This window comes from Fodinicurvata sediminis DSM 21159 (assembly GCF_000420625.1).
Taxonomy (GTDB): Bacteria; Pseudomonadota; Alphaproteobacteria; order Kiloniellales; family DSM-21159; genus Fodinicurvata; species Fodinicurvata sediminis.
Genome location: NZ_ATVH01000004.1, coordinates 1 through 25613, shown reverse-complemented (window position 1 = coordinate 25613; position 25613 = coordinate 1). Strand labels below are relative to the sequence as shown.

General features: G+C 58.2%; 22 protein-coding genes and 2 pseudogenes. 11 read left to right on the top strand and 13 right to left on the bottom strand.

Annotated elements, in window-relative coordinates:
- Window positions 1–266, bottom strand: a 266-nt coding sequence (locus G502_RS0100890; RefSeq protein WP_022726778.1) for an IS3 family transposase, incomplete at its 3' end; no start/stop codon positions are given.
- 476 nt (window positions 267–742) lie between these two features.
- On the opposite strand from G502_RS0100890, the gene G502_RS0100885 reads away from it, so the two are divergent.
- Entirely contained in the window at window positions 743–1060 is a 318-nt protein-coding gene (locus G502_RS0100885; protein ID WP_022726777.1) for an NIPSNAP family protein, read from the top strand.
- 202 nt (window positions 1061–1262) lie between these two features.
- Here G502_RS0100885 and G502_RS22845 read toward each other — a convergent pair whose 3' ends face one another.
- From G502_RS22845 to G502_RS0100845, 7 genes are all read right to left on the bottom strand, one after another.
- Window positions 1263–1454 (bottom strand): hypothetical protein, encoded by a 192-nt coding sequence (locus G502_RS22845; protein ID WP_367401671.1) that lies wholly within the window; start codon window positions 1452–1454, stop codon window positions 1263–1265.
- Between the two features lie 173 nt (window positions 1455–1627).
- Entirely contained in the window at window positions 1628–3358 is a 1731-nt protein-coding gene (araD, locus tag G502_RS0100875; RefSeq protein WP_026988924.1) for an L-arabinonate dehydratase, read from the bottom strand.
- Window positions 3359–3383: 25 nt separating this feature from the next.
- The gene (locus tag G502_RS0100870) at window positions 3384–5081 is read right to left on the bottom strand and encodes a thiamine pyrophosphate-binding protein (RefSeq protein WP_022726774.1); all 1698 of its coding nucleotides are present in this window, start codon (window positions 5079–5081) and stop codon (window positions 3384–3386) included.
- A 182-nt stretch (window positions 5082–5263) separates the two neighbouring features.
- Window positions 5264–6226, bottom strand: coding sequence for a Bug family tripartite tricarboxylate transporter substrate binding protein (locus G502_RS21210; protein ID WP_022726772.1), 963 nt, complete (start codon window positions 6224–6226; stop codon window positions 5264–5266).
- Window positions 6227–6257: 31 nt separating this feature from the next.
- A complete protein-coding gene (locus G502_RS0100855; protein ID WP_022726771.1) occupies window positions 6258–7748 on the bottom strand; it encodes a tripartite tricarboxylate transporter permease in 1491 nt (496 codons plus the stop codon).
- Window positions 7745–9229, bottom strand: a complete 1485-nt coding sequence (locus G502_RS0100850) for a tripartite tricarboxylate transporter TctB family protein (RefSeq protein ID WP_022726770.1) — start codon at window positions 9227–9229, stop codon at window positions 7745–7747. The genes G502_RS0100855 and G502_RS0100850 overlap by 4 nt, the downstream gene beginning before the upstream one ends.
- A 200-nt stretch (window positions 9230–9429) precedes the next feature.
- Window positions 9430–10353, bottom strand: coding sequence for a TauD/TfdA dioxygenase family protein (locus G502_RS0100845; protein WP_022726769.1), 924 nt, complete (start codon window positions 10351–10353; stop codon window positions 9430–9432).
- A gap of 269 nt (window positions 10354–10622) precedes the next feature.
- On the opposite strand from G502_RS0100845, the gene G502_RS21205 reads away from it, so the two are divergent.
- Both G502_RS21205 and G502_RS0100830 read left to right on the top strand, forming a co-directional pair.
- Entirely contained in the window at window positions 10623–11363 is a 741-nt protein-coding gene (locus G502_RS21205; protein WP_022726768.1) for a GntR family transcriptional regulator, read from the top strand.
- Window positions 11364–11766: 403 nt separating this feature from the next.
- Window positions 11767–12537 (top strand): HpcH/HpaI aldolase family protein, encoded by a 771-nt coding sequence (locus G502_RS0100830; protein ID WP_022726766.1) that lies wholly within the window; start codon window positions 11767–11769, stop codon window positions 12535–12537.
- 198 nt (window positions 12538–12735) lie between these two features.
- Here the strand turns inward: G502_RS0100830 and G502_RS22590 are convergent, their stop codons facing one another.
- Both G502_RS22590 and G502_RS21775 read right to left on the bottom strand, forming a co-directional pair.
- The gene (locus G502_RS22590) at window positions 12736–13113 is read right to left on the bottom strand and encodes a helix-turn-helix domain-containing protein (protein ID WP_022726765.1); all 378 of its coding nucleotides are present in this window, start codon (window positions 13111–13113) and stop codon (window positions 12736–12738) included.
- Window positions 13114–13372: 259 nt separating this feature from the next.
- A pseudogene (locus G502_RS21775) lies at window positions 13373–13516 on the bottom strand (transposase); the annotation flags it as partial.
- Window positions 13517–13813: 297 nt separating this feature from the next.
- On the opposite strand from G502_RS21775, the gene G502_RS0100820 reads away from it, so the two are divergent.
- From G502_RS0100820 to G502_RS18010, 3 genes are all read left to right on the top strand, one after another.
- On the top strand, window positions 13814–15295 hold the full coding sequence (locus G502_RS0100820) for a Fic family protein (RefSeq protein ID WP_022726763.1): 1482 nt from the start codon (window positions 13814–13816) through the stop codon (window positions 15293–15295).
- 660 nt (window positions 15296–15955) lie between these two features.
- Window positions 15956–16102, top strand: coding sequence for a hypothetical protein (locus G502_RS22180; protein WP_022726762.1), 147 nt, complete (start codon window positions 15956–15958; stop codon window positions 16100–16102).
- Window positions 16102–16521 (top strand): helix-turn-helix domain-containing protein, encoded by a 420-nt coding sequence (locus G502_RS18010; protein ID WP_022726761.1) that lies wholly within the window; start codon window positions 16102–16104, stop codon window positions 16519–16521. Before G502_RS22180 ends, G502_RS18010 begins: the two co-directional genes overlap by 1 nt.
- Before the next feature lie 198 nt (window positions 16522–16719).
- Here G502_RS18010 and G502_RS0100800 read toward each other — a convergent pair whose 3' ends face one another.
- On the bottom strand, window positions 16720–17316 hold the full coding sequence (locus G502_RS0100800; RefSeq protein ID WP_155957757.1) for a hypothetical protein: 597 nt from the start codon (window positions 17314–17316) through the stop codon (window positions 16720–16722).
- Window positions 17317–17623: 307 nt separating this feature from the next.
- Here G502_RS0100800 and G502_RS18005 point away from each other — a divergent pair, with 307 nt between their 5' ends.
- The 5 genes and pseudogenes from G502_RS18005 to G502_RS0100770 form a co-directional block, all read left to right on the top strand.
- Complete coding sequence (locus G502_RS18005; RefSeq protein ID WP_022726759.1) at window positions 17624–17875, top strand: helix-turn-helix domain-containing protein; 252 nt, start codon at window positions 17624–17626, stop codon at window positions 17873–17875.
- A 144-nt stretch (window positions 17876–18019) separates the two neighbouring features.
- Complete coding sequence (locus G502_RS0100790) at window positions 18020–19840, top strand: site-specific integrase (RefSeq protein WP_022726758.1); 1821 nt, start codon at window positions 18020–18022, stop codon at window positions 19838–19840.
- A gap of 12 nt (window positions 19841–19852) precedes the next feature.
- A complete protein-coding gene (locus tag G502_RS0100785) occupies window positions 19853–21310 on the top strand; it encodes a site-specific integrase (RefSeq protein ID WP_022726757.1) in 1458 nt (485 codons plus the stop codon).
- 201 nt (window positions 21311–21511) lie between these two features.
- The gene (locus G502_RS18000) at window positions 21512–21961 is read left to right on the top strand and encodes a helix-turn-helix domain-containing protein (RefSeq protein WP_022726756.1); all 450 of its coding nucleotides are present in this window, start codon (window positions 21512–21514) and stop codon (window positions 21959–21961) included.
- A 3-nt stretch (window positions 21962–21964) separates the two neighbouring features.
- A pseudogene (locus G502_RS0100770) lies at window positions 21965–22983 on the top strand (IS3 family transposase); the annotation flags it as partial.
- A 23-nt stretch (window positions 22984–23006) separates the two neighbouring features.
- Here G502_RS0100770 and G502_RS0100765 read toward each other — a convergent pair.
- The gene (locus tag G502_RS0100765; RefSeq protein ID WP_022726754.1) at window positions 23007–25079 is read right to left on the bottom strand and encodes a recombinase family protein; all 2073 of its coding nucleotides are present in this window, start codon (window positions 25077–25079) and stop codon (window positions 23007–23009) included.
- Window positions 25069–25266 (bottom strand): hypothetical protein, encoded by a 198-nt coding sequence (locus G502_RS0100760; protein ID WP_022726753.1) that lies wholly within the window; start codon window positions 25264–25266, stop codon window positions 25069–25071. The genes G502_RS0100765 and G502_RS0100760 overlap by 11 nt, the downstream gene beginning before the upstream one ends.
- Window positions 25267–25613 lie beyond the last annotated feature (347 nt).

Below are 25613 nucleotides of genomic sequence, written 5' to 3'. Positions count from 1 at the left end.
CAAAGCTTTTTTCGCACCACCTCCTGCAGCATCTCCCGGTCCAGGCTCAAATCCGCAACAAGACGCTTCAGGCGCTGGTTCTCCTCCTCCAGCTGCTTCATGCGCTTCATCTCCGAAGGCATCAATCCGCCGTACTTCTGGCGCCAGCGGTAATAGGTCTGCTGCGAAATCCCTGCCTTGCGGCAAACCTCGTCCACCGGTACGCCCTCCTCGGCCTGGCGCAGGATAAAAGCGATCTGCTGATCGCTGAACTTCGAGCGTTTCATCAACAATCTCCCCGGTTCAGTCCAAAAAGCCTAAACCGAGAATCCTCTCACTCCAAACGGTCCAGTTTTCGGGAGGCACGTCACATCTGAACTTGCCCCATCGATCCCTAGAGCGAGCTGAGAGGAGGCTGAACTTCGCCACGGCATTAAGATTGGATCACTGCGTTGCCGGAAACAGATTGCGGACTGAAATGCCCTGATCATGCGCCAGCGTAGAGGGTTCACTGTCTCCGTTGGGGTATTTCTTGTCTGGTGATGAGGGCAACACCCACCATCACCAGACAAGAAATACCCCGCCCTATGACATCTTAACTCCCATAATAGCGGATTCGTTCAGTCCTTAAAACGCACTCGCCTCAAAATTCTGCCAAGGTGGTGCTTATACATGGCTATATAAATTGTAAGGCAGCTGGCAGGATGTTCCTTGTAACAGAGGGCACGTTCGCCGCAAGGCTTTGACTTCAAGGAGAAATCGCATGATCTACGACCATCGCACCTACACCTGCCGGCCCGGTACGCTCCTCAAGCACATGAAGCTTTACGAGGAGTATGGCTGGGCGATTCAGCGCCGACACCTCGGCGATCCGGTCGTCTACGGTGCGGTGGAGACAGGGGACGTGAACTCCTATGTCCACATCTGGGTCTTCGAGGACGCCACCGACCGGGCACAGAAGCGCGCCAACCTGAAGGCCGATCCCGATTGGCAGGCCTACCTCGCCAAGAGCGCCGAGGCCGGATACCTCGTCCGTCAGGAGAACAAGATCCTTGTGCCCGCACCCTTCTTCTCCGGCTGATACGCCCACACCCCCCGAAACATCAATATGCTGAAAGACCGCCTCTAGTTTCGCAAGACCGGCTTCGTCGAGCTCCTCTTCTGCATCGGGTTTACTGCGCGGCCCAGTGTTGACCAACGGTATATCGAAGGCCATAGCCCGACGTTCGGCGGCTTGTCTGATGCGTAGACGCACCAGTCGATTGCCAGTATCAGGGCGATGGCTAGTCAGCTACGTCGTCGGTGGGAATGTCCGGCGTGTTGGTGACGAGGATGCCGCGCGCCGCAACTCCCTCAAGATCGATCTGGTTAACCCCTGCCCCGGCAGACCACCACTTCTTGGTTCGGTATGGTCTGCATGAGGTCGCTTCGACAGCCCGCAACGGCGCGGGTGACCACGCCCCGCACACGTTCATCCTCGGACTGAAGAAGGGCATTGGGTCGGAGGCATAGTGCAGGGAGAGGACCTCGAAGTCCTCTCCCAACTTATCCAGAATGGGCTAGGAGATGGTGCCGGGACGCAGGAGGACGGGTTTGTCATGCTAAGACCTGTTCGTGCTTCACAGGCAAGGATGACTTTTCGTAGCTGTCAGTGAATCTCCGGCTCGGGGATGGATGCACCGCTGTGCAGGTAGTCGAAGTCGCAGCCCTTGTCGGCCTGTGTGACATGCCTGGAATACATCGCCCCATAGCCGCGCGGATAGGTGGGGGATGGCTGTTTCCAGGCCTGGCGGCGGCGGTCCAGTTCTTCGGCGCTGACGTGCACTTCCAGGCGGCGCCCGGGTACGTCGAGCTCTACTATGTCACCGTCCTGTACCAGGGCGAGCGGGCCACCGACATGGGATTCCGGGGCCACGTGCAGCACGCAGGTGCCATAACTGGTACCGCTCATGCGCGCATCCGAGATGCGGACCATGTCGCGTACGCCCTGCTGCAGCAGTTTCTGGGGAATCGGCAGCATGCCCCATTCCGGCATGCCGGGTCCGCCCAGCGGACCCGCGTTGCACAGGATGATGACGGAGTCGGCCATAACCTCGAGGTCCGGCGAATCGATGCGCGCCGCCATGTCGTTGTAGTCCTTGAAGACCACGGCCGGTCCCTTGTGCTGCAGCAGGGCGGGATCGGCCGCCGAATGCTTGATGACGGCGCCGTCGGGGGCCAGATTGCCGCGCAGCAGCGCCAGCCCGCCTTCCGGGAAGAGCGGATTGTCCAGCGGGCGGATCACGTCGTCATTGTAGACGCCGGCGCCTTCCAGGGCCTGTCCGAGCGGCTGGCCGCTCACCGTCATGGCCTCCAGGTCCAGATGTTCGCGCAGGCGGGTGAGCAGGCCCCGCAGGCCGCCGGCATAGTAGAAATCCTCCATAAGATAGGCGCCGGAGGGACGGACGTTGGCCAGGACCGGGACCTGCCGGGACAGGCTGTCGAAACGGTCCAGCGCGAGACGTACGGGTGTGCGCCCGGCCATGGCCACCAGATGGACGAGGGAATTGGTGGATCCACCGAGGGCCAGGGCGGTCAGGATGCCGTTGTCGAAGGAGCCCGCTGTCAGGATATCCGAGGGTTTCAGGTCCTCCCACACCATCTCGACGATGCGCCGACCGCTGGCAGAGGCCATGCGCGGGTGGTTGGAATCGGGTGCCGGGATCGAGGCGGCGCCGGACAGGCTGAGACCCATGGCCTCGACCACCGAGGTCATGGTCGAGGCGGTGCCCATGGTCATGCAGTGCCCCGGCGAACGCGCGATGCCGTCCTCGATTTCCTTCCAGTCCTCCTCCTCGATGTTGCCGGCGCGCAGTTCGGCCCAGTATTTCCAGACATCGCTGCCGCTGCCCAGGGTCTCGCCCCGCCAGGAGCCGCGCAGCATGGGGCCGGCGGGCACGAAGATGGTGGGCAGGTCCATGCTGATGGCGCCCATCAGCAGGGCGGGTGTGGTCTTGTCGCAGCCACCCAGCAGGACTGCCCCGTCGATGGGGTTGGCGCGCAGCAGCTCCTCGGCGTCCATGGCCAGCAGGTTGCGGTAGAGCATGGTGCTGGGCTTCATGAAGGGCTCGCCGAGGGAGAGGGCGGGCATCTCCACCGGGAAGCCGCCGGCCTGCCAGACGCCGCGCTTGACCTGTTCGGCCCGTTCGCGGAAGTGGGTGTGACAGGGGTTCATCTCGCTCCAGGTATTGAGGATCCCGATGACCGGCCGGCCGGCATACTCCTCTTCCGCGTAGCCCATCTGTTTGGTGCGTGAACGATGCCCGAAGGAGCGCAGGTCGTTCACTCCGTACCAGCGATAGCTGCGCAGGTCCTCGTGGCGTTTCCGGTGCTTGCTCATGGCATCCATCCTCGTCTCTGTTCGGCTAGGCCGACTGATGTTGCAAGGCTTTCTTGCGAAGGGCCGAGATCGTGGTGCGGCTGTTAATGATCTCGGGGTCCTGGATCAGTTCAAGCACGGCGGGCCGGCCCGCGTTACGAGCCCTTTCGAAAGCCGGCAGGAACTCCTCCGTGCGCTCCACGCGCTCGGCGAAGGCCCCGAAACTCCGGGCCCAATCCGCGAAGCTAGGATTGGTGAGATCGGTGCCGCTGACGCGCGCGGGGTAGTGCTTCTCCTGGTGCATGCGGATCGTGCCGTACATGCCGTTGTTGACCAGTATGATGACGATCGGCGCGTTGTAGCGCATGGCAGTAGCCAACTCCTGGCCGGTCATCAAAACGCCACCATCACCAACGAAGCTGACCACCGTACGCCCTGGCCGGGCCAGCTTCGCCGCTACGGCCGCCGGGACGCTGTAGCCCATGGAGCCGGAGGTGGAGCCGAGCTGTCGTCCCGGGCGTCCGTAGTTGAGGAAGCGCTGCGGCCAGCCGGAGAAGTTGCCGGCGTCCAGCGTCACGATCACATCCCGGGGCAAGATCTCGCGTAGGGCCAGGATGACATGACCTGGATCCAGGGCAGTTTGGAGGAGGCTGGGTTCCAGTGTCTCCAGGTAGGCGCGGCGTATCGAAGCCGTCCAGTCGGACCAGTCGCCTGGAGAGGGCGACAATTCAGCAAGCGTCTTCGCCACAGGGCCCATGGTGGCCTGGATAGCGATGTCCGGAGAGTAAACACGGCCCAATTCCTCGGCCGACGGATGAATGTGGATCAGGCGGTTCCGGGGCAGCGGGCTGTCGAGCAAGGAATAGCCTTGGGTGGTGATCTCGCCGAGCCGGGCGCCGCAAACCACCAGTAAGTCAGACGTTCGGACATACTCCAGCAGGCGAACGTCGGCGCCAGTGCCCAAGTCACCGCCGTAGATTGCGCGGTCATTGGACACGATGTCCTGGCGGCGGAAAGAGGTGCAGACGGGAAGGTTCCAGGTTTCGGCAAAGTGCGTGATGTCCTTGGCGGCCTCATCCGTCCAGCCGCTGCCGCCAACCATAAGCAGCGGGCGCTCGGCCACCCGGAGATGTTCGGACAGTCTGGCCATCTCGGCTGACTCGGGAACGGTCTGCACTTTGCGGGCCACAGGCCGGATGCATTCCGATGGCACCTCGATAGTCTCGCTCAACATGTCTTCCGGCAGGGCGAGAACCACCGGCCCCGGGCGGCCATTCATAGCGACGTGGAAAGCACGGTGGAGATACTCCGGGACTCGCACGGTTTGGTCGACCTGGGCTACCCACTTGGCGACGGAGCCGAACATCTGCCGATAGTCGATCTCCTGAAAGGCTTCACGGTCCGTATCCCCGCGGGCGATTTGTCCCACCAACAGCAGCATTGGGGTAGAATCCTGGAAGGCAGTGTGCACGGCGATGCTGGCATTGCAGGCGCCAGGCCCGCGCGTCACCAGGGCTACGCCGGGCTGTCCCGTCAGCTTGCCGTGGGCTTCGGCCATAAAGCCGGCGCCGGATTCGTGACGGCAGCTGACCATGGTGATCGATGGTGTATCATAGAGAGCGTCAAGGACTGGCAGGTAACTCTCTCCGGGAACGCCGAAAACGGTCTCGACACCGTGGGCGCACAGCATTTCAACGATCAACTGACCGCCTGTTCGATGGTTGGGGTCTGGCGATATGGCCATGAGAGGGTTTCCTGGTGTGGTTTTCAGATCGGCAGGGCATAGGCGGTCTTGGACTTCGTATAGAACTCCTGTGCACAGCGTCCCTGTTCGCGCGGCCCGTAGCTCGAGGCTCCGGTACCGCGCGAAGGGCACATGGTGGCGAGAACAAAACTAGGTAATCCGGCTGTGTCTATACGAAGCCCTTACATGTCCGCGGCCTTTGCAGCCTCGCCAAAAGCTTCGTGTTTGTTCTGGAGCCAACTACCGAACTCCTCACCAAACAATACGTAGGGTTCCGTGCCGGTCCTCTCCATATGCGCAATGAAATCCGGGTCTTCAGCCGTGCTACGGCAAGCATCAATTAGCACCTCCATCGCTTCCGGTGAGGTGCCCTTAGGCGCACCAATTCCGCGGAACGAGCCAATATCCACCGAATAGCCTTCGTCAGTGGCTAAAGGCACCCCATCGATTCCTGCCTTTGGATCGTCAGTGAAGACGGTAAGCACCTCTAGGCGATTATCATTGTGCCAAGGCGTGACCTCTGCTTTGTCGGCGATGGCTACGTCAATGTGCTTGCCGTAGGCGGCCGTCAGCGCCGGGCCGGAACCCTTGTGTGGTACAAAGCTAATATCGATATCCGCCTGAGTGGCGAAGGCAGCACCGGTCAGATGAGTATTGCTGCCAGGCCCGGCGGTGCCGAAGGTCAGTTCGCCCGGTTCGGCCTTTGCCTTTTCGACAAGAGCTGTCAGCGAGTCGATGCCACTTTCCGGATGGACCGCAAGAACCGCCGGCGGGGCGGACAGCAGGCAGACCGGCTCAAAGTCCTTGTAGCTAACTGGATAGCCGTCAATGGTATGAGGTGCGGCGGCCAGCGTCGTGACAACCATGGTGATGACGTGCCCATCAGCCTCAGCGTTCGCGCCGTGCGAGAAGCCTACGGCACCACTCCCTCCAGTTCTATTGCTAACGAAGATGTCGCCCCCAAGATGGCGCTCCGCATACTCCGCAAAGATCCGGCCGACCTGGTCGGTGCCACCGCCTTGCGCGAAAGGAATCACGAGTTCAACGGACTTTGACGGAAAACTTTCCGCATTGGCCGCTGTGACAGCAAGGCTGCCTGTAAGAGCAAGGGCTGCCAGCGCGGCCATGTAGCTACCGTGCTTCATATATATAGATGTCATTGGGTTCCTCCCTTTTCTATATCGTCTTGTAAGATTGTTTTAGATACCGAATGCCTTTCATAATCAGTGGTGCAACAAACGGGGCGATGACCAACAGCCAGATGACGCTGCTGATCGGGGTGAAAAGTGCCCACCAGTCGCCACCCGCGACGATGAGCGAGCGGGCGAGTTCTCCCTCCACCATCGGGCCAAGGATAAGGCCTATAATGAGCGGGGCACGCGGGATACCGATCTTAACCATGATATAGCCGACCATGCCCGCGGCGAACATGATCAGCACATCAACGGGGTTGTTGCGCATGGCAAAGGCGCCCACCACGCACAGCAGTAGTATCGTTGGCGTCAGGATGCTCTCGGGAATCTGCAATACTCTGGCGAACAGCTTCGACCCGGATAGGCCGAACACCAACAGTAGGAGGTTCGCGATGAAGACCCCAGCGAATATCTGGTAGACTAGCGGGGCGTTGCTTTGAAGCAGCAGCGGTCCTGGTTGCAGCCCGTGCGTCATGAAGGTGCCCAGCATAATCGCTGTCACTGCGCCGCCCGGGATGCCCAGCGTCAGCAGCGGGATCAGCGAGCCGCCAGTGGCCGCATTGTTCGCCGACTCAGCGCAGGCAATGCCTTCCGCGGAGCCGGTGCCGAACCGCTCGGGGTTGCGTGACATGTGTTTGCCTTGGCTGTAGCCGACGATGGCGGCGATATCGCTGCCCGCACCCGGAACCGCGCCAACAATGGTGCCTATGACGCCGGAGCGAAGCTGCGCCGGCAGGATGCGGGCAAGTACGCTGCGCCCTGGAATGATCCGGTTCACGCGCAGAACCTGACGGGGTGCGCGACCGATACGCTCGATGCTCAGCAGGGTCTCGGGAATTGCGAACAGCCCGATGGTAATGGGAATGAAGGAGATCCCGCCCATCAACATCACATAGCCGAAATGGTAGCGAGAGACGCCGTAGGTCTCGTCGATGCCGATACTGGCCAGAAACAGGCCAATGAAGCCGGCGAAGAGCCCCTTCAGGAAGGACCCGCCTGACAGAGCCGTTATTGCCGTCAAAGCGAACACCACCAAGGCCAGATACTCACGCGGCCCGAACGCCAACGCAAATTCAGCAATTGGATAGGCCAGCAACATGAGGGCAGCGGTGCTAAGTATACCACCGAGAACGGAGGACAGCGTGGCAATGCCAAGTGCGATGCCCGGTTTCCCTTGCCGTGACATAGCGTAGCCATCGAGTGTCGTTGCAACCGCCCCTGGTGTGCCGGGGATGCCCAGGAGGATGGCCGACAGCGATCCGCCGTAGACCGCGCCGCAATAAACGCCAATGAGGCTGAGTATGCCGTGCAGCGGCTCCATGGTGAAGGTTAACGGGCTAAGCAGGGCCACGCCCATAGTGGCCGAAATGCCCGGCATCGAACCTGCAACAATACCCAGCGCCACAGCCCCCGAGAGCAGCAGTAGTAACCGCATCTCCAGGACGATCGAGAAGCCTTCCATCAACAGGCTCACGGCAAAAGCCCCCCCAGCAAGTTGGATGTCGGTAGGACGACGCTGAAAACCTTGTTGAACAGCAGGTAGCTTCCGATGCTGAGGAAGGCTGATACGGCGACAGAGAGAGCCGCCTTTGCCGGCGTAAGCTTCGGCCACAGCAGCAGTGTTAGCGTGGCTATATAGAGAAAGGCAGACACGACAAAACCCAATTCCAACATCGCGACGGGAAAGATCGCGAGCCCGGCAATTGCTACGACGAGGCCGACAGTCTTGCCTTCGGTCCGGCTGTCGCGAGCGCCTTTCTCAAAGCCGATCTGTTGAAAGCAGTGCTGTTGTGTATCGACTATGCCCTTCATGTCCTCACGTGAGAGGAAACACCAAGGGCGGGCTGACATATCAGAGTCATCGGGGAGCACCAATGCGTCGTTCGCTTCCGCGAATGCCATAGCCAAGCGAGTCTTCTTTCTGCTGGCCATGTCTGCCGGAACCATCAGCGCCGCCCAGTGACCGGAGACGATCCGCGTGCCGCATTCGGAGACTGTCGTAAACTCCTCAGTTCCGGCTGGCTTCCATTGCGGTTCAGAGAAGATACCGATACAGCGCACCTGCCCACTGGAAATTGCCAGCCGCGCTTGTGAATAGCAGAGCACGGTGGCATCGATCTCCCCTCTTCTCAACGCGGCGAGCAGGGACGGAACATCAGCGCTGTAGCTTGGCTGGAACACCAGTCCTTGGGTGTGAGCCAGCCAGGTGTCAACGGCATGGTGGACATCCTGATGGTGACCAAAGCCCAGCCTCACTGGTCTGTCCTCGTGCTGCAGATCGACCGGCTTTTTCCAAGAACTATCGTGACGCACCAAGAGAACATCGGGGTCAAAGAACAGGCCACCTACCGGCTCCATTCGCCCTTGGCAGAAGGCGGCAGCATGGAAGTTTGGCAGACTGGTCATATCAGAAGTAACAACGGTGAGCGCATCGCCGCGTTGGCCAGCACGCAATCCCTTCCAGAGCGCAGAAAAACGCCCCTCCCCATCCTTGGTGACCACGCTAATCCGGATGCCTAACTTGCGCGCCATGAAGACGGCGATCTGGCGAAGCCGCAGGTCTTCCTGCAAACCGGGCTGGAAGGGCGCGTAAAGCGTCAGTTCCCGGACCGCCAGCGCCTTGGCGATCAATACCGAAGTTATGGCCAACAACCCGATGAGGGCGAAGACCGGGTAGGCGCCGGCGCCGATGGTTTCGTCCCGCCAGATATCCAGGGACAGGCCGTGCCACAGCAGCCCGGCTGTCACCACCCAGACCACTCCCAGGAATATCAACTCAAGCCCGACCCTGCCTCGCTCCAGCACGAACGGGGAATCGTCATGCCCTCGCTGCACCTCCCCCTCTTCTTCCTGCGTAGCTGGATGGGACTCAGACATGCACTGGTAAGGCAGTTCGGTCTCCGCGAGGGCTCTGCGACGGCGCAACCCTGTTTCCGAGGGACTGTTTACTGTCATTTCAAATCGTCCCGAGAGACCCCTGTCGCCCGCTCTTGCTCGGCACTTCTGTAGCTTCGAGAGCAGTCGTGAAATTTCCGACACGGATTATGGCTTCTCCGAATGGGCTGGAGGCATCGTAGCCCTCGCTGGGGCGTTTCCGAAATCTGGACAGGTCTATCTGGTACCGCGGCCACCGCATCTACCTCTTGCTTACCATCTCAGGAAACAGCAGCCACCGCTTGAGCCATTGCAGCCCGATCATCAGTTTGTGGTCGCTCGAACGGGCGCCCGGTTTCTTCCTCCCCTTCCAGGGAGCAGCGAAACATCACGCGTGGCTGGGTTTGATCAAAATCACCTAGCGCGACATGGCTTGTGCAGCGGTTGTCCCACATCACCACGTCGCCCAGGCGCCAGCGATGGCGGAATACAAACTCAGGCTTGGTCGCGTGCTCGTTCAGCATGTTGATGAGATGACGGCTCTCCTCGTCACTCATGCCAACGAAGCCGCGCACCCGCTCGCCAACCAGGTAGGATTTTCGCTTCGTCTCCGGATGAAGGCGAATGACTGGATGGATCATCGGTGGATTGCGCTGTTTCATCTCAGCAATAACGTCGGGCGACCTCTGCTCCAATCCGCGAATCAGCGTCACATCGTGAATCGCTTCCAGCTCTTCCAGCAATTGCTGGATATTCGGATTCAGCGTCTCGTAGGCCAGATAGAGGTTCGCCCACATAGTGTCACCGCCAACCGACGGCTTTTCCTTGCAGTGCAAGATGGCGCCCTTCGCCGGGCGCGAGGTGTAGGTGAGGTCGGTGTGCCAGTTGCGGCCGGAATTGTGAGTGCCTGACTTCTTGCCGCTCTCCACCTTGTTAGACAGAACCAGTATTTCCCGGTGGTCGGGATGTAGCGTCTCAGGCGCCTGCGATTCTTGCGGATCAAGTTCCCCAAAGTTTCGCGAGAAGGCGATCTGGTCCTCGGCCGAAAGGTCCTGATCCGGAAACACCAGCACCAGATGCTTAAGCCAAGCCGCCTTGATAGTGGCCAGATCGGCCGGCTCCAGTGGTTTGCTAAGATCCAGGCCCCGCACTTCAGCGCCTGCAGCAAACCCGAAAGGGATGATCTCGATTTGGGACATTTCCATTCGTCCTTCCGTGTGCATTGCTATCAATAGAAATGGTAATCGGTTGCCGATTGTCTGACAAGATGAAACTCGAAGCATATGCGGGACACTAGTCGCCCTTGCGCTATCCCCCTGAAAAAAGTAAATATTAATGGGGTGTCGCATAGGACTATCTATCAAGGCTATTGTGATATAAAATTTATTCTTCCACAAAGTTAATGCGGTGCTTGGCTCATTGCTGGGTTCCGGCTAACTGTGCCACTGCTAAAGGTGATAAGGCGACGACAGGCATGGATGAGAACAACATAGATAAAACTGAGATTGTTCCCTTAGGGAAGTTAGCGAAATCGCTTCCCACTCAGCTTGCCGACCTCCTGCTGGAGGAAGTCATGATGGGGCGTCTCAAGCCCGGCGACCGGCTGAAGGAAGGAACCCTCGCGCAGCAGCATGCCGTGAGCCGCGCCACTGTCCGCGAAGCCTTGATTGCACTGGAAGAGCAGGGCTATGTGATACGCACCCCAAGGTCAGGGGCACGGATTGCCGAATATTCTCAAGAGGATATCGACCATATTTTCGAGATCCGGGCTGCCCTACTAGCCGTGGCGGCCAGACGTTTCGCACGGCTGAAGGAAGAGGCACTCAAGGCCAAACTCCTGGAGATGGTCGAGGGGCTGGAAAGGATCGCTGCCGACGATTCCGCCACTCCGCAAGACTTCGCCAACGAGTCGGTGCGCGCACAGCTATTCTTGGTCCAGAATTCCGGCAATCAGCGCTTGCCAGAATTCTACGAACGGTTGGCTGGAATGAGCACATGGCAGCTCATTCGTGGCCGCTCCATAAGCTTCCTTACGTCTGAGGACAGAAAACAGTCGGCCGCTGACTGGCGTCAGTTGGCGACGGCCATTACCCGTGGCAGGCAAGTAGGGGCCGACCGCGCGGCTCGGCAACTACTAGAACATTCCGCCTTGCGCGTCAGCTCGAACCTCGCAAGGGTCGGGCAAGGCACTGACGCCGCTATACGTTTTAACTGACCTGAGGCTTACTATGCCCCCAACCAAATCAGAGGTCGTACCGACGCGGGAGATCATAGGTTACCGTACCAAAGCTTTCCATACGATCACCTACGCGATTGCCAGTCATTCCGCCCCGGGCAACGTCGTGGTCGACGGGCCTTCGGTGCGTCCCTTCAATGAGAGCTCGTGTTGGATAGACAGAGTGCTGTCGCAGAAAGGCGTTAGTGAGGAGTCCGGCGTATCGGCCCACTCCGCCGCGCGAATGAACTGGCTGGCCGACCAAAGCGAAGCGCTGAAGTATCGACATTCCATTCATGGGGGCGCTCTTTCGCGGCCGGCTGACTTTATCTCCGGCGAGGGAACTCACGCTGATCATGGCCCGGGTCAGCACCAGCAGAGTCTCGTTTGATTGAGGTGTAGCATGCCGAAGAACGCGTTCAAGATGGCACTTCGCGAAAGCCGAACCCAGTTCGGCCTCTGGAGTACGCTGTCCTCTCCCTTCGTGACCGAGGTGGTAGCTGGCTCCGGCTATGACTGGCTGCTGCTCGACACTGAGCATTCACCTGGCGATCCGCTCACAGTCTTATCGCAGCTTCAGGTCTTGGCCGGTTACCCCTCAGTGTCCCCCGTAGTAAGGCCAGCCGCCAACGATACCGTGTTGATCAAACGCTTTCTCGATGCCGGAGCGCAGACATTACTCATTCCCTATGTGCAGAACAGAGCGGAAGCAGAAGCTGCTGTCCAAGCCATGCGCTATCCACCAGAGGGGGTGCGAGGTGTCTCTGCACTAACGCGGGCTACGCGGTTCGGGCGCGAGGAGGGATATTTTGCTAATGCCGAAGAAAATATCTGCATGATCTTGCAGATTGAGACTCAGACCGCGCTTGATAACCTGGAGGCGATAGCATCAGTCGCTGGCGTCGATGCACTTTTCGTCGGGCCGGCCGACCTAGCTGCAAGCCTCGGTTATGGATCGGATCAGTCTAACCCTAGCATGCGTGCAACCGTTATTGAAACGATCAGCAGGATAAAGGCCACAGGTAAGCCGGCGGGATTGCTCACAGCCGATACCGTTCTGCAGCAAGACGCGCTTCATGCGGGGATCGATTTTCTTGCTATCGGTGTTGATGCCGGAATGCTTGCTCGCTCAACTGAAGCACTACTTATGAACATCAAAATGAAATCTTGGTGAATGGCCCCTCCTTCGTGTCCATCTTTGGATTAAATATTCTGCGTCTATGAAGAACAAGCAGGTTAGCGAGTGGGACAAGAACAACATCCCGGCGCTCGGTTAAATGAAGGGGCTGCCCTAGATAACGCGCGTTCATTATCGAAGATGGTATGCAAAAGAGCCAGACGCTCCACCTTGAGGAGGGCATCAAATCAAAATTCACAAACCTTCCTCAAGAGGCACTTTCCCATGACGCATGCGACAGCCACGCATCCATTGAAAGAGATCTGCCCGACGATAACGCACTAGCCTCCCGATGTGCATGAAGGGCGGGCCATCCCCAACTTGTCGCCAACGACGCAAAGTCGGAACTTCCACCCCTAGTAGTGCAGCAGCATCCTGCTCGTTGATAGCACTGTCCAGATAAGCCGGATCGAACGCCAATGTCATTATATGATGTGGCTCGATATCGAGTGCAGACAAGCAGGACATCAGCTCTTCTGGAAGCTGAACATCACTGCCCTTACCCAAGTTCTTAAGTATATCCAAGGCGCTTCCAGCGACTTCCATTTCGCTTTCCGCTTCAGTGTCTCGCATTATTTTAAGCCTCCAAGAATGTTACTCCTAGATTGAAAGGTTGAGTCATAGACGCGCTTAACAAGACCCCAGATAAAATAAAGTTTTCATTATTTATGCTCAGGGGCTTTCCGACTCAAAGTGAGTTTCCCTTGAAGATTACCCAGATCGGCTGGAAAGCCGTATTGCAGACATTCCAAGCAAATCATTGAACCAATAACCCTATTGCAATGAGGCAATCTTTCCTCACAAGAGATACCAGCCACTCAATGAACCGTACCGGGTTTCCCGGAGGCGGTATTTTGAGGAAGAAGTAATCTGTGTCGCGGTATCCATAGGCCATGCGTTTGATGACCCTGATCTTGTTGTTGATGCCTTCGAGGACGCTGGTATTGAGCCTGTAGCGGTCGCTGGCGATGATGCCAGAAGAAGCGCGCCGCCTGGAGCCGCATCCGTCAACACAGGAACGAGAGAGAAGAACTAGCCTCAGCCGCCTACACAACAACCTGACGCTGAGCATCGGTTCGGGGGCATGGGCAGGGGGTAAATCCCGTTTATTTCCGAAAATGGCCTCTTATATCCCGAAACTTCGGCAAGCGCCGACGCAGGGCGGCCGAATACCCTAAAATTCCGGCAGATCGTCTATTAAATCCCGTTTTTTCCGTTCTCGGCTTTCTTAAACCCCGAAAGTTCGATACTGTGCTGGTTGGAGGTGCGCTTAATGCCCGAATTTTCCATCGATGCCATGCCCGAGGTGTTTGTATCGGAGACGGCGATTTCCAAGGCCGTGTCCGCCGCCGTGGCACGCGGGCAGCTTAGGAAGCTCGCCTCGCGGCTCTACACTCGCAATCTGGATGAAGAGCCCAACCGGCTCGTTCGGCGTAACTGGTACTACCTCATCACATCCTATTATCAGGATGCCCTGATCACGGACCGGACTGCTCTGGAGAACCAGCCTGCCTCGGATGGTTCGGTCTGTCTAATATCAGACAAGAAGCGCGATGTTGTTCTGCCAGGGCTCATCTTTCGCCCGCGGAAAGGGCCGGGACCGCTTGAGAGCGACAAGCCGTTTATTGGCGGCGCGCGTCTGGCGTCACCGGCGCGCGCCTGGCTCGAAAATATGCGCTCATCTCGCGCGCGCGGTGAGCGCGTGGCGCGGACATTATCACGCAAGGAAATCGAGGACCGTCTTGATGTGTTGTTACGCCGACAAGGCGAAGCGGCTCTGAACCGTCTTCGCGACGAGGCGCGCGAGATTGCGCAGCAGCTTGATCTGGAGGAAGAGTTTGAGGCGTTCAACGAGTTGATCGGCACATTGCTCGGAACGCGTGATGCTGACGTCAAAGGCGCCGTCGGCAAGGCGCGCGCTGCCGGTCAACCTTTCGATCCCGAGCGCGTCCACCTGTTCGAAGCTCTCTTTGCGGCGCTGCGCGAGACCATCCCCACTGATCGACCGGCCCCGAAACGGACAGGGGAAGCCAATGCCAACCTCTCTTTCTTCGAGGCTTATTTCTCCAACTTCATTGAAGGCACTGAGTTCAGCGTCAAGGAAGCCGAGGATATCGTCTTCAAGGGCGTGATCCCGCAGGAGCGCCCGGATGACGCCCATGATGTTCTGGGTACCTACCGCATCGTCTCCGACCAGGCGGAGATGCGTAAGCTGCCTTCGGATGTCGATGAATTCCTGACCCTGCTGCGTCGCCGCCATGCGGCGATCATGGAAGCACGGCCGGACAAGAATCCGGGCATGTTCAAGACCATGACAAACAGGGCCGGGAACACTGTCTTCGTCGCGCCCGATCTCGTGACTGGTACGCTGGAAAAGGGCTTCGCTTTCCTGCAAGGGCTGGGTGAGCCGTTCCAGAGGGCTGTCTTCATGATGCTGCTGGTCAGCGAAGTGCATCCCTTTGCCGATGGGAACGGACGCGCTGCGCGGATCATGATGAACGCCGAGCTGGTCGCAGGCGGGCAAGAGCGCATCATTATCCCGACATCGTACCGAACGGACTATCTAGGGGCGCTGAAGGCGCTATCCAATAATGGCCACACCACGCCGCTGATCCGGATGCTGGACTATGCGCAGCAATACACCCATGCGATCGACTGGCGCGATCTCGACGGCGCACGCCGCGTGCTGGAACAGACGGGAGCTTTCGCTGAAGGCGAGGATGCCAAGCTCCGTTTGCCAGAGCGCGCTTCATGAGGGGCCTTGTGCGGCTGAAGACCAGCCGGATCGCATGTGATTCAGGCCCCAACTAGGTCGCGCGCACAAAGCTTCGGACCTCATCCGTCACGATTGCGGGCAGAGAACCCTTGGCGCGACCGAAGGTCCTGAGGGCCTCATCGCCCAGGCCCTCCCTCCTTCCTTCACAGCCGAAGCCGAGGCACGCTACCATGCCATGACGAAACAAGCCGACATGGCCGCGTGGCCCTCAAAATACCGCCTCCGGGAAACCCGGTACGATTCAACTCTATTCCTGAATACCCCAAGGTTGTCCGCAAGGTCCCCATCGCCACACCATCCAACAGATTCGGGGGCTCAATGTTTCATGATAATCCAATGGGTCGTAAACATAGGGGCACCTGGTAGAGGATTCCGTCATACGCCTCCCCTGATCCCTACAAACACAGCAGAAAAACTACAACTTCTCCTGCGTCCTCGCAGATCAGAAAAGTCAGATAATCATGATCCCGGAAAAGGCTTACCGCGACAGTTCAGGTTTCTCGAGATATAGTGCCGGAGCCAATACAGACTGATGGGTCTATGGAGACCATTGTTGCAGGGACTCCAAAGAATTTCTTGTTAACGCTGTGGCAAAGTAGCGAACATATGTTGTTGGGAATTCAAGGCTAGAAGGTTGGAATGGTGAGCCACCAAGTCGATATGACCGTTATCGCCCCCGATGATGTCCGCGAATACGGGGTCGTGAAAGAGGAAGACGAAACGGACAAGCACTATGAAGCCCGGTGTGACCTTATCAGTGCAATTCTGGATCAAGGTGGATTCTGATGGTGACGCCGACCCCCGCCATTCAAAGAGCGTTCGAGCGCGCCCACGAGCGCTGGAGATCGAGTATTGAGGGAATCCTAAAAAAGGAAGGAGCCCTTTCGCTTGAAGATGCCGCAAAAATGCTTGGAACGAACCCGGAGACAGTAAATCAGATGCGCAAGAAGGGTCGTCTTATCGGTTTGCGTGGGCTCCAGGGGGACTACCGCTATCCGCCGCGCCAGCTCGATGAAGACGGCCAGCCGTTTGGAGAGCTGCCTCAGCTCATTGAGAAGCTGAACGGTCACTGGGCGGCCTATCGCTTTCTGACACAGACACACCCGGAACTGGAAGGGGTCACCGGTGAAGACGCCTTGCGTCAGGGTCGCGGCGAAGAAGTCCTGAGTGTAGCTGACGCGATCAGCGAGGGCTCATTTACGTGAGTCTCTTGAGGGGTTCCAGAGGAAAGCACCGGTGCTGGCCACTCAATCCATCACCCTGGAGGGAGATAATCCCGAACGCCTCACCTTCAAAATCGCTTTCTGCTTTCCGGAGACCGTCCACACATGCCCTATAGCTTCCTCAAGCAGAAGGATTATAAGGTCCCGACAGTTGAAACCGCCGGGACCTTATTTGATGCTTTAACCTAGGCGTATACAGCCGTTAATCACGACTTCGGACGCACCCTGCTCGGTCATCCAACGGCGCATCCGCTCAGAGAGTCGTTGACGAAAATGTTCGGCAGCCTGTTCAAGGCAAATCGCACCTTCCTCAGTCGAAAATATGTCGAGTATTTCCTGACGCCGCCTGTGTGGAGATGGCACCACCCCCCAGGTCTCGAGTGCATTATCCTCAAGTGTCAGTGAACACTGCACATCAATACATGATTGCAAATGTGAAGGCAGGCAAGAGGTTACAAGCCGGGCCGTTTCGTGAAACGGGTCCAAGATACCCTCCGGCTCGGATGGAGCGGGCGGAAAGTCCTCTGCGGGATCACCTGGACGAGCCTCGATCAGGATTTCCTGGGGAGGCAAAGGCCTATACGCGTGAGGGCTTGAATAAAGAAGTCCGCTCCATTCGTTCTCAAGCCCGTGTCTCCTGAGGAATACTTCCTCCTCGATATCAATCCACATCGTTTTGATAACAACAGGACGCCCGTTCACACTATAAAAATTGCTCATTTCTATCTCCATTGACTGATGGGAATGCACGTCCTGTTCACCTGTGTGCTGCAGCACGTGCGCCCTGCCCTGCGTGCTGCAGCACACAGTTGTTCAGTCTCTTGAAGATGCGGCCAGCAAGCGCCCTGGCTCGTTGAAGATGGGTGGATCCCACACCCCCGATGCGGAACCGATCAGACCTCCAGGGTGTAGATACTTCCCGCGACTCAGGGCCTGCCGATCATCTAGATGACATAGGGGTCATTCTGTCCTGGCCGATAATCCACTCTCGCCCGGCACCCAAAATCCGCGCCGGGTTTCACCGGCACCGTCTGCATCGGATAATTGCAACCGGACACAACATAAACGCAAAGGATGGAAGTCCATGTCCGAGCAATTGCCTTCCCCTCCGCCTTACCTGACCGTCCGGCAGGCGGCCGAGCTTCTCCAGGTTAGTGAGCGCACGATCCGACGCTGGATCCAGCATGGGCTTCCGGCCACTCGTATCGGGCAGGTCATCAGGATCGGCCATGACGATCTGATGGATTTCCTATCCGGAAACACTGCAGATCCCGGTGGTCTTGCCCCCAGCGGTAGACGCATGGACGTTTCCTTGAAAAACAATGGCTTATTTTAATGCGGGAAAAGAGGCCGGCACCACCCGCACGGGGTGACGCCCATGCCTTTTCCCGCATGTCCGGCATTGTCACCCGCTGTCCGCACGTGACCGTTACGGCCGCTCCCACAGCCTCCCGCAGAGCCATTTGAACGGAGATCACCCATGCCTTTCGATACCCCGACTCTCACAGAAACGTCGCCGACCTTCGCCTCCGTCCTGCACGCCCTGGAGACGGCGAGCCTGGACGGGATCGCCGATATACCCGACCCCACGCGCCGGCGCTTGATCCGGGATGTACGCCAATTCTGCCGCTGGTCTGGGCGAAATCCGGACAGCCTGTCGACGCACCCGAAAACGATCCAGTCTCTGACCAAGGACTGGACTGGCGCCACGTTCGGGGTCTCGGATAAGAGATATGCCAACGTGCTTTCGTCACTCCGCAAGGCCCTGGCTCTGGCCAGCGAGATACCCTTCGATCGCAAACCGGTAGAGCAATTAACTGGCCACTGGGCCAATCTAATGTCCGGCCTACAGAGAAGTTGGGCAAAGCCGGTGCTCTCCCCCTTCGTACGCTGGTGCGCCGCTCAGGGCATCACGCCAGATGTTATGACTACCCAAATCGCTGAGAACTATCTGTCCTATCGGGAGAGCCGCGATGTCAGGCACAATCGCCAGAAGCTCATCAAGCAGTTACGTAATGCCTGGGCACGTGCCCAGCGCGACGTCACCGATTGGCCGCGTGTGCCGCTGGAAATCGGGAAATCAACACAGGGTTACATGCTGCCCTGGGAAGTTTTTCCGAAGTCCCTCAGAGACGAAGTCGAGAGCTATCGGAAATCCCGGGGTGTCCAGACCGGTGTTGGTTCCAGCCAAGATGTCTCACTTCGGGATGTGCTGATGAAAGCAAACCCAGAGCTTGCAGAGAGCAATACAGCACTCTCCATCGAGGATCCCTTAGGGCAGCGCACTCTGGACGAACAGACCCATACACTTCGCTTGGCGGCGAGCACCGCTGTTCGCGCGGACGGTTGTTCGCCAGACGAGTTGATCTCCATCGCCAACATCACGACACCGGCCAGCGCCGCCGCAACGGCCGAGGAAGCCCTCAATCGGAATGGTCGGGACAGCAGTTATGCTGGCAACCTCATCAAGAACCTCCGCTCTATCCGCTCACGCTGGATTGGGCTCTCGGAAGAGGAAAAGCACTTGTTCAAGTGCCTGCGGACGAAGGCCGAGGAAGGAGTTGATCTGCGTGCTATGCGGCCGCAGAACCGTGAAAAGTTGACCCAGTTCGATGATCCAGCACGTCTGCGGCGGCTCATTACCTGGCCGCGCCGGCGCATGATGGAACTCGAGCAGGAGCGTGAACACTCAGGTCGGGTGACACAGAACATGGCCCTGGAGGCCCAAGCGTGCGCTATGGGGCTCCTGCTCATGAGCCTCCCGGTACGCCGAAGCACACTGAAATTCACCAGTATCGAGGAAAACTTCCGCTGGCCCACGATCGGAAAAGGCGGGACGGCAACACTGTCCTATAGCTCACAGGAAACAAAAACGAACCGTCCCGCGGCAGTCGTGCTGTCTGAATGGAAAGTTGAACTCCTGCGAACTTATATGAGCGAATACCGACCAAGGCTGTTGGCCCAAGGTAATAGAAACAATCCCTACCTTTTTCCAGGGCAGAAACCTGGACAACCGAAGAGCTACTCCAAGATCGCGAAGACCATGACGCAGGCGATCCGCAAACAAGTGGGTGTTCATGTGAACATGCATTTCTTCAGACACCTCATGGCTTCCTTGCTCCTACGACAATCCCGGAATCTTGACCTAGCCCGCGCTCTACTAGGGCACTCTGACGGCAGTGCTGTTATCAAGCTCTATGCGGAAATGCAGCAACGGTGGTCCGCTGAAGATCTGGACCGCATCACGACGCGCATGGCCGAAGAACATGGGCGCTTGCAGCGGTCAGGAAATGCTCGATAAGGAGAGCAAGCAATGACCAGACAGGTAACAAAAACCCCACGCAAAGGACCAACCGTCAGACTGGCCAGCCTTCCCATTAGGTCCTGGCCCGATACCCTTCAGCAGAGGTTCCAGTCATCTGCCCAGATCATAGGCTGGAGCGAGTCCTATAAAACTCGCGTCGCAGGCGCCCTGGGGAAGCTCTTTCAGCTTATGTGCTCTCAACATGGCAATGATGCATGGTTATCCGGACCACCGAACCGGCAATCCTGGCATGCCTATGTTGAGGCCCTTGAGGAGTATTACACGGCTACGACTGCCCTTACCTATCGAGAGCTCGCAGCACATGGCCTAAGTGCCCTGTATCAGGATGAAGTTTTCCAAGATATCATCGATGGCAATCGCATGGAACGGCAGCGCTTAACCAGGAAGCCGCACAAACCCAAATCCTGCTGTTCGGCAAGCAAACGCAAATCGCTGAAGGTTGAGGACTGGCCGGAGAGCTGGCAAATACACTGGCATAATGTCTTCAAAACCAATACTTCCCAATCTCTGCGCGGATTGCTCGAGCAGGATGAAACAGCTGTTCAAGGAAGGGGAAAGCCACCTCGTGAATGGTCCGTTGCATACAGGAATCGCGTCGCACGCGGTCTCGGATTGCTAGCAAGTTGTGTGAAATCTCGGCATGTGAGTCATATTTCCAGAGCCAGCATTCAAGAATGCATCGCTGACCTGGCACATCAATCGCCCAAATCTATCCTGACATACCTTGAAGAAATTCACCGGGGGCTGCTCATACTCGAGCTTCATCCTGATCCCGAGTGGCTGGCCGGCGAAATTGCGTGGCTGAAACGCCGGGCTCACCCTCGCAGCCGGCAGGAGAAATTGGTCCCGCTAGGCCAGCTTCGCGCGGCTGCCCTGGAGCATCTTGCAACTGTCGACACCCTGCCGGTCAGCCGGCAGACCGCATCCAGATACCGCAACGCCCTGATCCTAGCCTTACTGACTTTCAGGCCGGATCGTGCCTTGGATTTTCACAGTCTGGAACTCGGAAAGAACGTCTTGGTCGGTGATGACAAAACACAGCTACGTGTCCAGCAGCATAAGACCCATCACGACAAAATCTCGAACTGGCCTCACGCTCTCGAAGGCCCATTGAGACAGTACCTTGAGACCTATCGTCCACTACTTTCCTGGGGACACCAGGAACAAGCCCTATGGCTGTCTGGAAAGACCGGTCAACCGCTCTCACAAACCCAGTTCGCGAAGATCGTGACTGGATTGACTGTCTCACTTCTGGGAAAAAGCATATCACCCCATTTCGTCCGGACTGTATACGCGACCAGCGTATCGGAAGAGGCCCCAGAGCTTCTTCCCGACGCCTCCCTGATGTTGGGCCACCGTGATGAACGTTCTATTGCGGATTACTCAGCCCATGCACGCTCGATTGGCGCTTCAAAGGCGCTTGATGATGCACTCCAGGACCTTTGATAATCCCTACTCATGAAAATGTGTTGGTGCCCACCATCCTATTGCGGGATATTGAGGTGTTCCGGGCATCTGTGCTGATCCAGGAACCCGGATAATCTGGTACGTGAACTATCTTCCTCTGGACAATGAGCCGCCATACAATTTCCATTGGCTGCATGTAACGCATGGGGAACATGCGTTGAGCTATACAGGAAAGCCGGTATGAGTGAAGGTGATCGCTACGAGATATCCCCGGAATTGGCCACTGCAATGGAAAGGGCGAGAGAGAGGGGCCGAGAACTTGTTACGAAACTTATAGCTATGGACGGCATGCTTCCCACCGAGGAGTTCGCGCAGCTTCTGGGTGTCTCGAGCATAGAGGTGGAAGAGCTCAGAAAGCAGGGAATTGTGCTCGCGCTTCGCCATCCTGATGGTGGTGACTATCGCTTCCCGGCATGGCAACTGGATGCGGCGGGAAATCCCATACCTGACCTGCAAGAGATCTTCATACGCTATAGCACCAGCCCCTTGGTTGTTTGGCAATTTCTGCATAATCTCCTAGCTTGGAGGGGAAGACGGTGCTCGAAGCCCTGTGACCTGCCTCCTGAAAATTGGACCGTTTGGAGTGAGAGAAGTCTCGGTTTAGGCTTTTGGAATGAACCGGGGAGATAGTTGATGAAACGGTCGAAGTTCAGCGATCAGCAGATCGCCTTTATTCTGCGGCAGGCTGAAGAGGGCGTGCCCGTTGATGAGGTTTGCCGCAAGGCGGGGATTTCAGTGCAGACCTATTATCGCTGGCGCAAGAAGTATGGCGGCTTGATGCCGTCTGAGATGAAGCGCATGAAACAGCTGGAGGAGGAAAACCAGCGGCTGAAGCGCCTTGTTGCGGATTTGAGCCTGGACCGGGAGATGCTGCAGGAGGTGGTGCGAAAAAAGCTTTGAAGCCTGCGCAGCGGCGCAGATTGGTGGATTGGATGTGCACGGCCTGGCAAGTGAGCATCCGGCGGGCCTGTGCGGTCCTGGACACGGACCGCTCCACCTACCACTACCGATCGCGGCGTCCTTCGCAGGCTTGTTTGAGAAAGCGCATTCGCGAGATCACCGAAACGCGGGTGCGCTATGGCTATCGTCGGGTTCATGTCCTGCTCCGGCGGGAAGGCTGGCAGGTGAATGTCAAACGGGTGTACCGGCTTTACCGGGAGGAAGGGCTTCAGTTGCGCAACAAGACCCCCAAGAGAAAGGTATCAGCCAAACTCCGCCCCCAGCGTCAGCCTATAGGCAGTGCCAACGAGGTCTGGGCGATGGACTTCATGTCCGATCAGCTTTTCGACGGACGGCGTTTGCGGGTGCTGACCATCGTCGATGCCTTCACGCGCCTCTGCCCGGCCATTGATGTGCGCCAGAATTATCGGGGCTCGGATGTCGTTGCGACCCTGGAGCGGGTCACGGCCATCTATGGTGTGCCCCGAAGCATACGGGTTGACAATGGCCCGGAGTTTTTCAGCAAGGACCTCGACCTCTGGGCCTACATGAAGGGCGTTGAACTGGACTATTCGCGCCCTGGCAAGCCAACGGACAATGCCTTCTCGGAGTCCTTCAACGGTCGAGTGCGGGAGGAGTGCCTGAACGTCTATTGGTTTTTGAGCCTTGCTGATGCACAGTCAAAATGTGAAGCATGGCGACAGGATTACAATCCTGTTTCATAACACCCATCTCTCTATGTTTTTGCAGGGAATAGGGTTTGCTGATCGGGATGCGATCCCGTGGGGTACTTTGGGTTCTTCCGGGCCCGGCAAACGATCTGCTGGGCTTGCGGTTTTCCAAGTTCCGATCGGTTGAAGATCCATGGACCATCCGGCAAGGGGTGGACCCCCTTTATCTCGCCGGCTTCGGCGGCAAGTCTGAGGGTCTTCGGTGCAACGCCGAGCAGGCGCGCCGCCTTGTTCAGGTTTAGCCATGGATCGTTCCCGTCCGGCGCCGACCGGAAAACCGGGATTTTGTGATGGGACCTGTGTGCCGTGACCCGCTCGCGTGTCCAGCGATTTCCGTGCCCGGTCACCAGGCCGTTGCGGTTGAGAATGCCGGCGATCAGATCGTCGCCGGCGATCAGCACCAGCTGCCGGATGGCTGCGATAATGTCGTCGGCGGTGCTGTTGCGCTGTCCACGGCGCCGCTTCGGCAGGCGCAGTTCTGTATGGGCGCCGCCAACCCAATGGATCAACAGGACGATCTCGGAGGCTTCATCGTCGATGTCGGCGACCACCTCCTGAATGACGCTGCGCACGATGCGCTTCTTGAGCCTGGCATCCGTCGTCGGTGCCGACCAGACAGTCCAGAGGTTTGTAGCCAGTGCCGTGATATCCGTTGCCAATACGGGTGATGGTCCTGGCGTGGCGTTGTCGTGTGCGGCGATCTTGCCCTCGATCTCGCCTACATGCGCGAGGGCACGGTTCCATCGCATCTCCAGTTCTGCCGCAACCAACCGGTTCTCGGGATCGGCCGCGTCATATTGCCGGAAAGCCCGCTCGGCGGCGTAGCGGGCAGCCTCCAGATCGCGGCTGAGGGAATCCCGGACCTGATCGCGGCGACTGACTGCCTGTGTTTCGGCCTCGGCAGCGGCAGCTACCGCGCCAGGCTCGACGACACACAGGAGTGCTTGCTCAATCGCATCATCGACGCGCAGCCCACCGAAAGCGATGCAGCGCGGTTCGCCATTGTCGAGCAGCCCCCGCCAGCAGGAATAGCGCGGGATGTTGTGCTTGGTACCCGTGTAACGCACCGTGAGCTTACGGCCACAGCGCCGGCAACGAACAAGCCCGGCGAGCAGCGCGTCGCCATGCTTGGGCGCTCCATGATGTCGGCTTGTGGATACATTGTCGCTCACCATCTTTCGGATTGTCTCTGCCCTTTCCCAGCTGACATAACCTTCATGGGCATCCGGGATCAGTGCCAGCCATTCTTCGCGCGCCTTGCGTCGAACACCTGTGTGAGCGGGTGACGGACCAAACCCCGGTGCAGTACGAGTTTTACCATAGGCATAAGCGCCACCGTAGATCGGATTCCCGATCATCCGATGGATGGTTGCGTAGCTCGGCCTGCGCCAGATCACCTCGCCATTATTGCGTTTTGCTGGCAGATCCAGTCCATGTTCGAGGAACCACATCAAGGCCTGCCGGGCGCTGCCGAATTCAGCAACCTTGTCGAACACCAGGATGATCGCCTCCTGCACGCGGCGGTCGGGATCCTTCTCGAGCCGGTCCCCGACCTTCACAAAGCCGACTGGGGCTGCAACGACAAGTTCACCCCGGCGGGCCTTCTCGTAGCGGGCCGAGAGCGAACGCTGGCGTAGTAGATCGAGTTCATATTCGTTGAGGCTTCCCTTGAGCCCCAGCAGCAATCGGTCATTGCCCTGACGTGGCGCGTAAACCGTCTCCTGGTCGATCAGCACAGTGTCGACGACGCGGCACATCTCGATGAGCTGCTGCCAGTCGCGGCTGTTACGGGCAAAGCGCGATACCTCGCGCGCTGCCACCGCCCCGATCTTGCCGAGGCAGACTTCGGCGACCATTCGGTCAAAGCCCGCGCGTGCGACGCCGGCGGCGGCAGAACGGCCGAGATCGTCATCGATCGTCTCGATGCGAGACCAGCCGAGTGCCGTCAGGCGGTCGCGCATGGCATATTGCAGTGTGCCGCTCTCGCGATTGTGCAGCACCTGATGGGCGGACGACTGCCGTACATACAAGATCGCCTTGCGCTCCAGATGGTGCGTCATAATCTTCTCATGCATCATGACGCGTTTCCTCCTGTCCGGGAGTGCGCTCGCCGTCGATGTGAGCGAGGATCAGGCTCACCATAAGCGTCGTCACTGACCGCCGTGTCTCCGCCGGCAGCGCCTGCCATTGCGGTGTCGCCACCATCTTGGCATCGTTCGGCTTTGAGAACAGGTCGAACTGGTCTTTCGTGGATGGGCGCGGCATGGATATCTCCCCGATTCGCCTCGTGAGAGTTCAATATTGCGCCCATCTCCTGCATTTGTGATGTGGTACTCGTGTCCCGAAGCAGGACCGCCAAGGCGCCAAGCGCAGCAAACTCGACATACGGTGCAGCCGTGATCTGCCAGCGCGCGCTGGAAACTCGATCAAACATCCACGCAGGAACTTCCAACCACCGATCGGATGCCCGGCCCGAAAGACTGCAGCGGAAGACCGTTGCATCATTCTTATCGATCACTTTATGAATATGGACTTGATGGCCCGCCCAGGGATGCCAAGGGTAAAGAAGCTCGCGTTGGGTGGTCCTGTGGGCGTTCGGTTGCCGAGTTGTA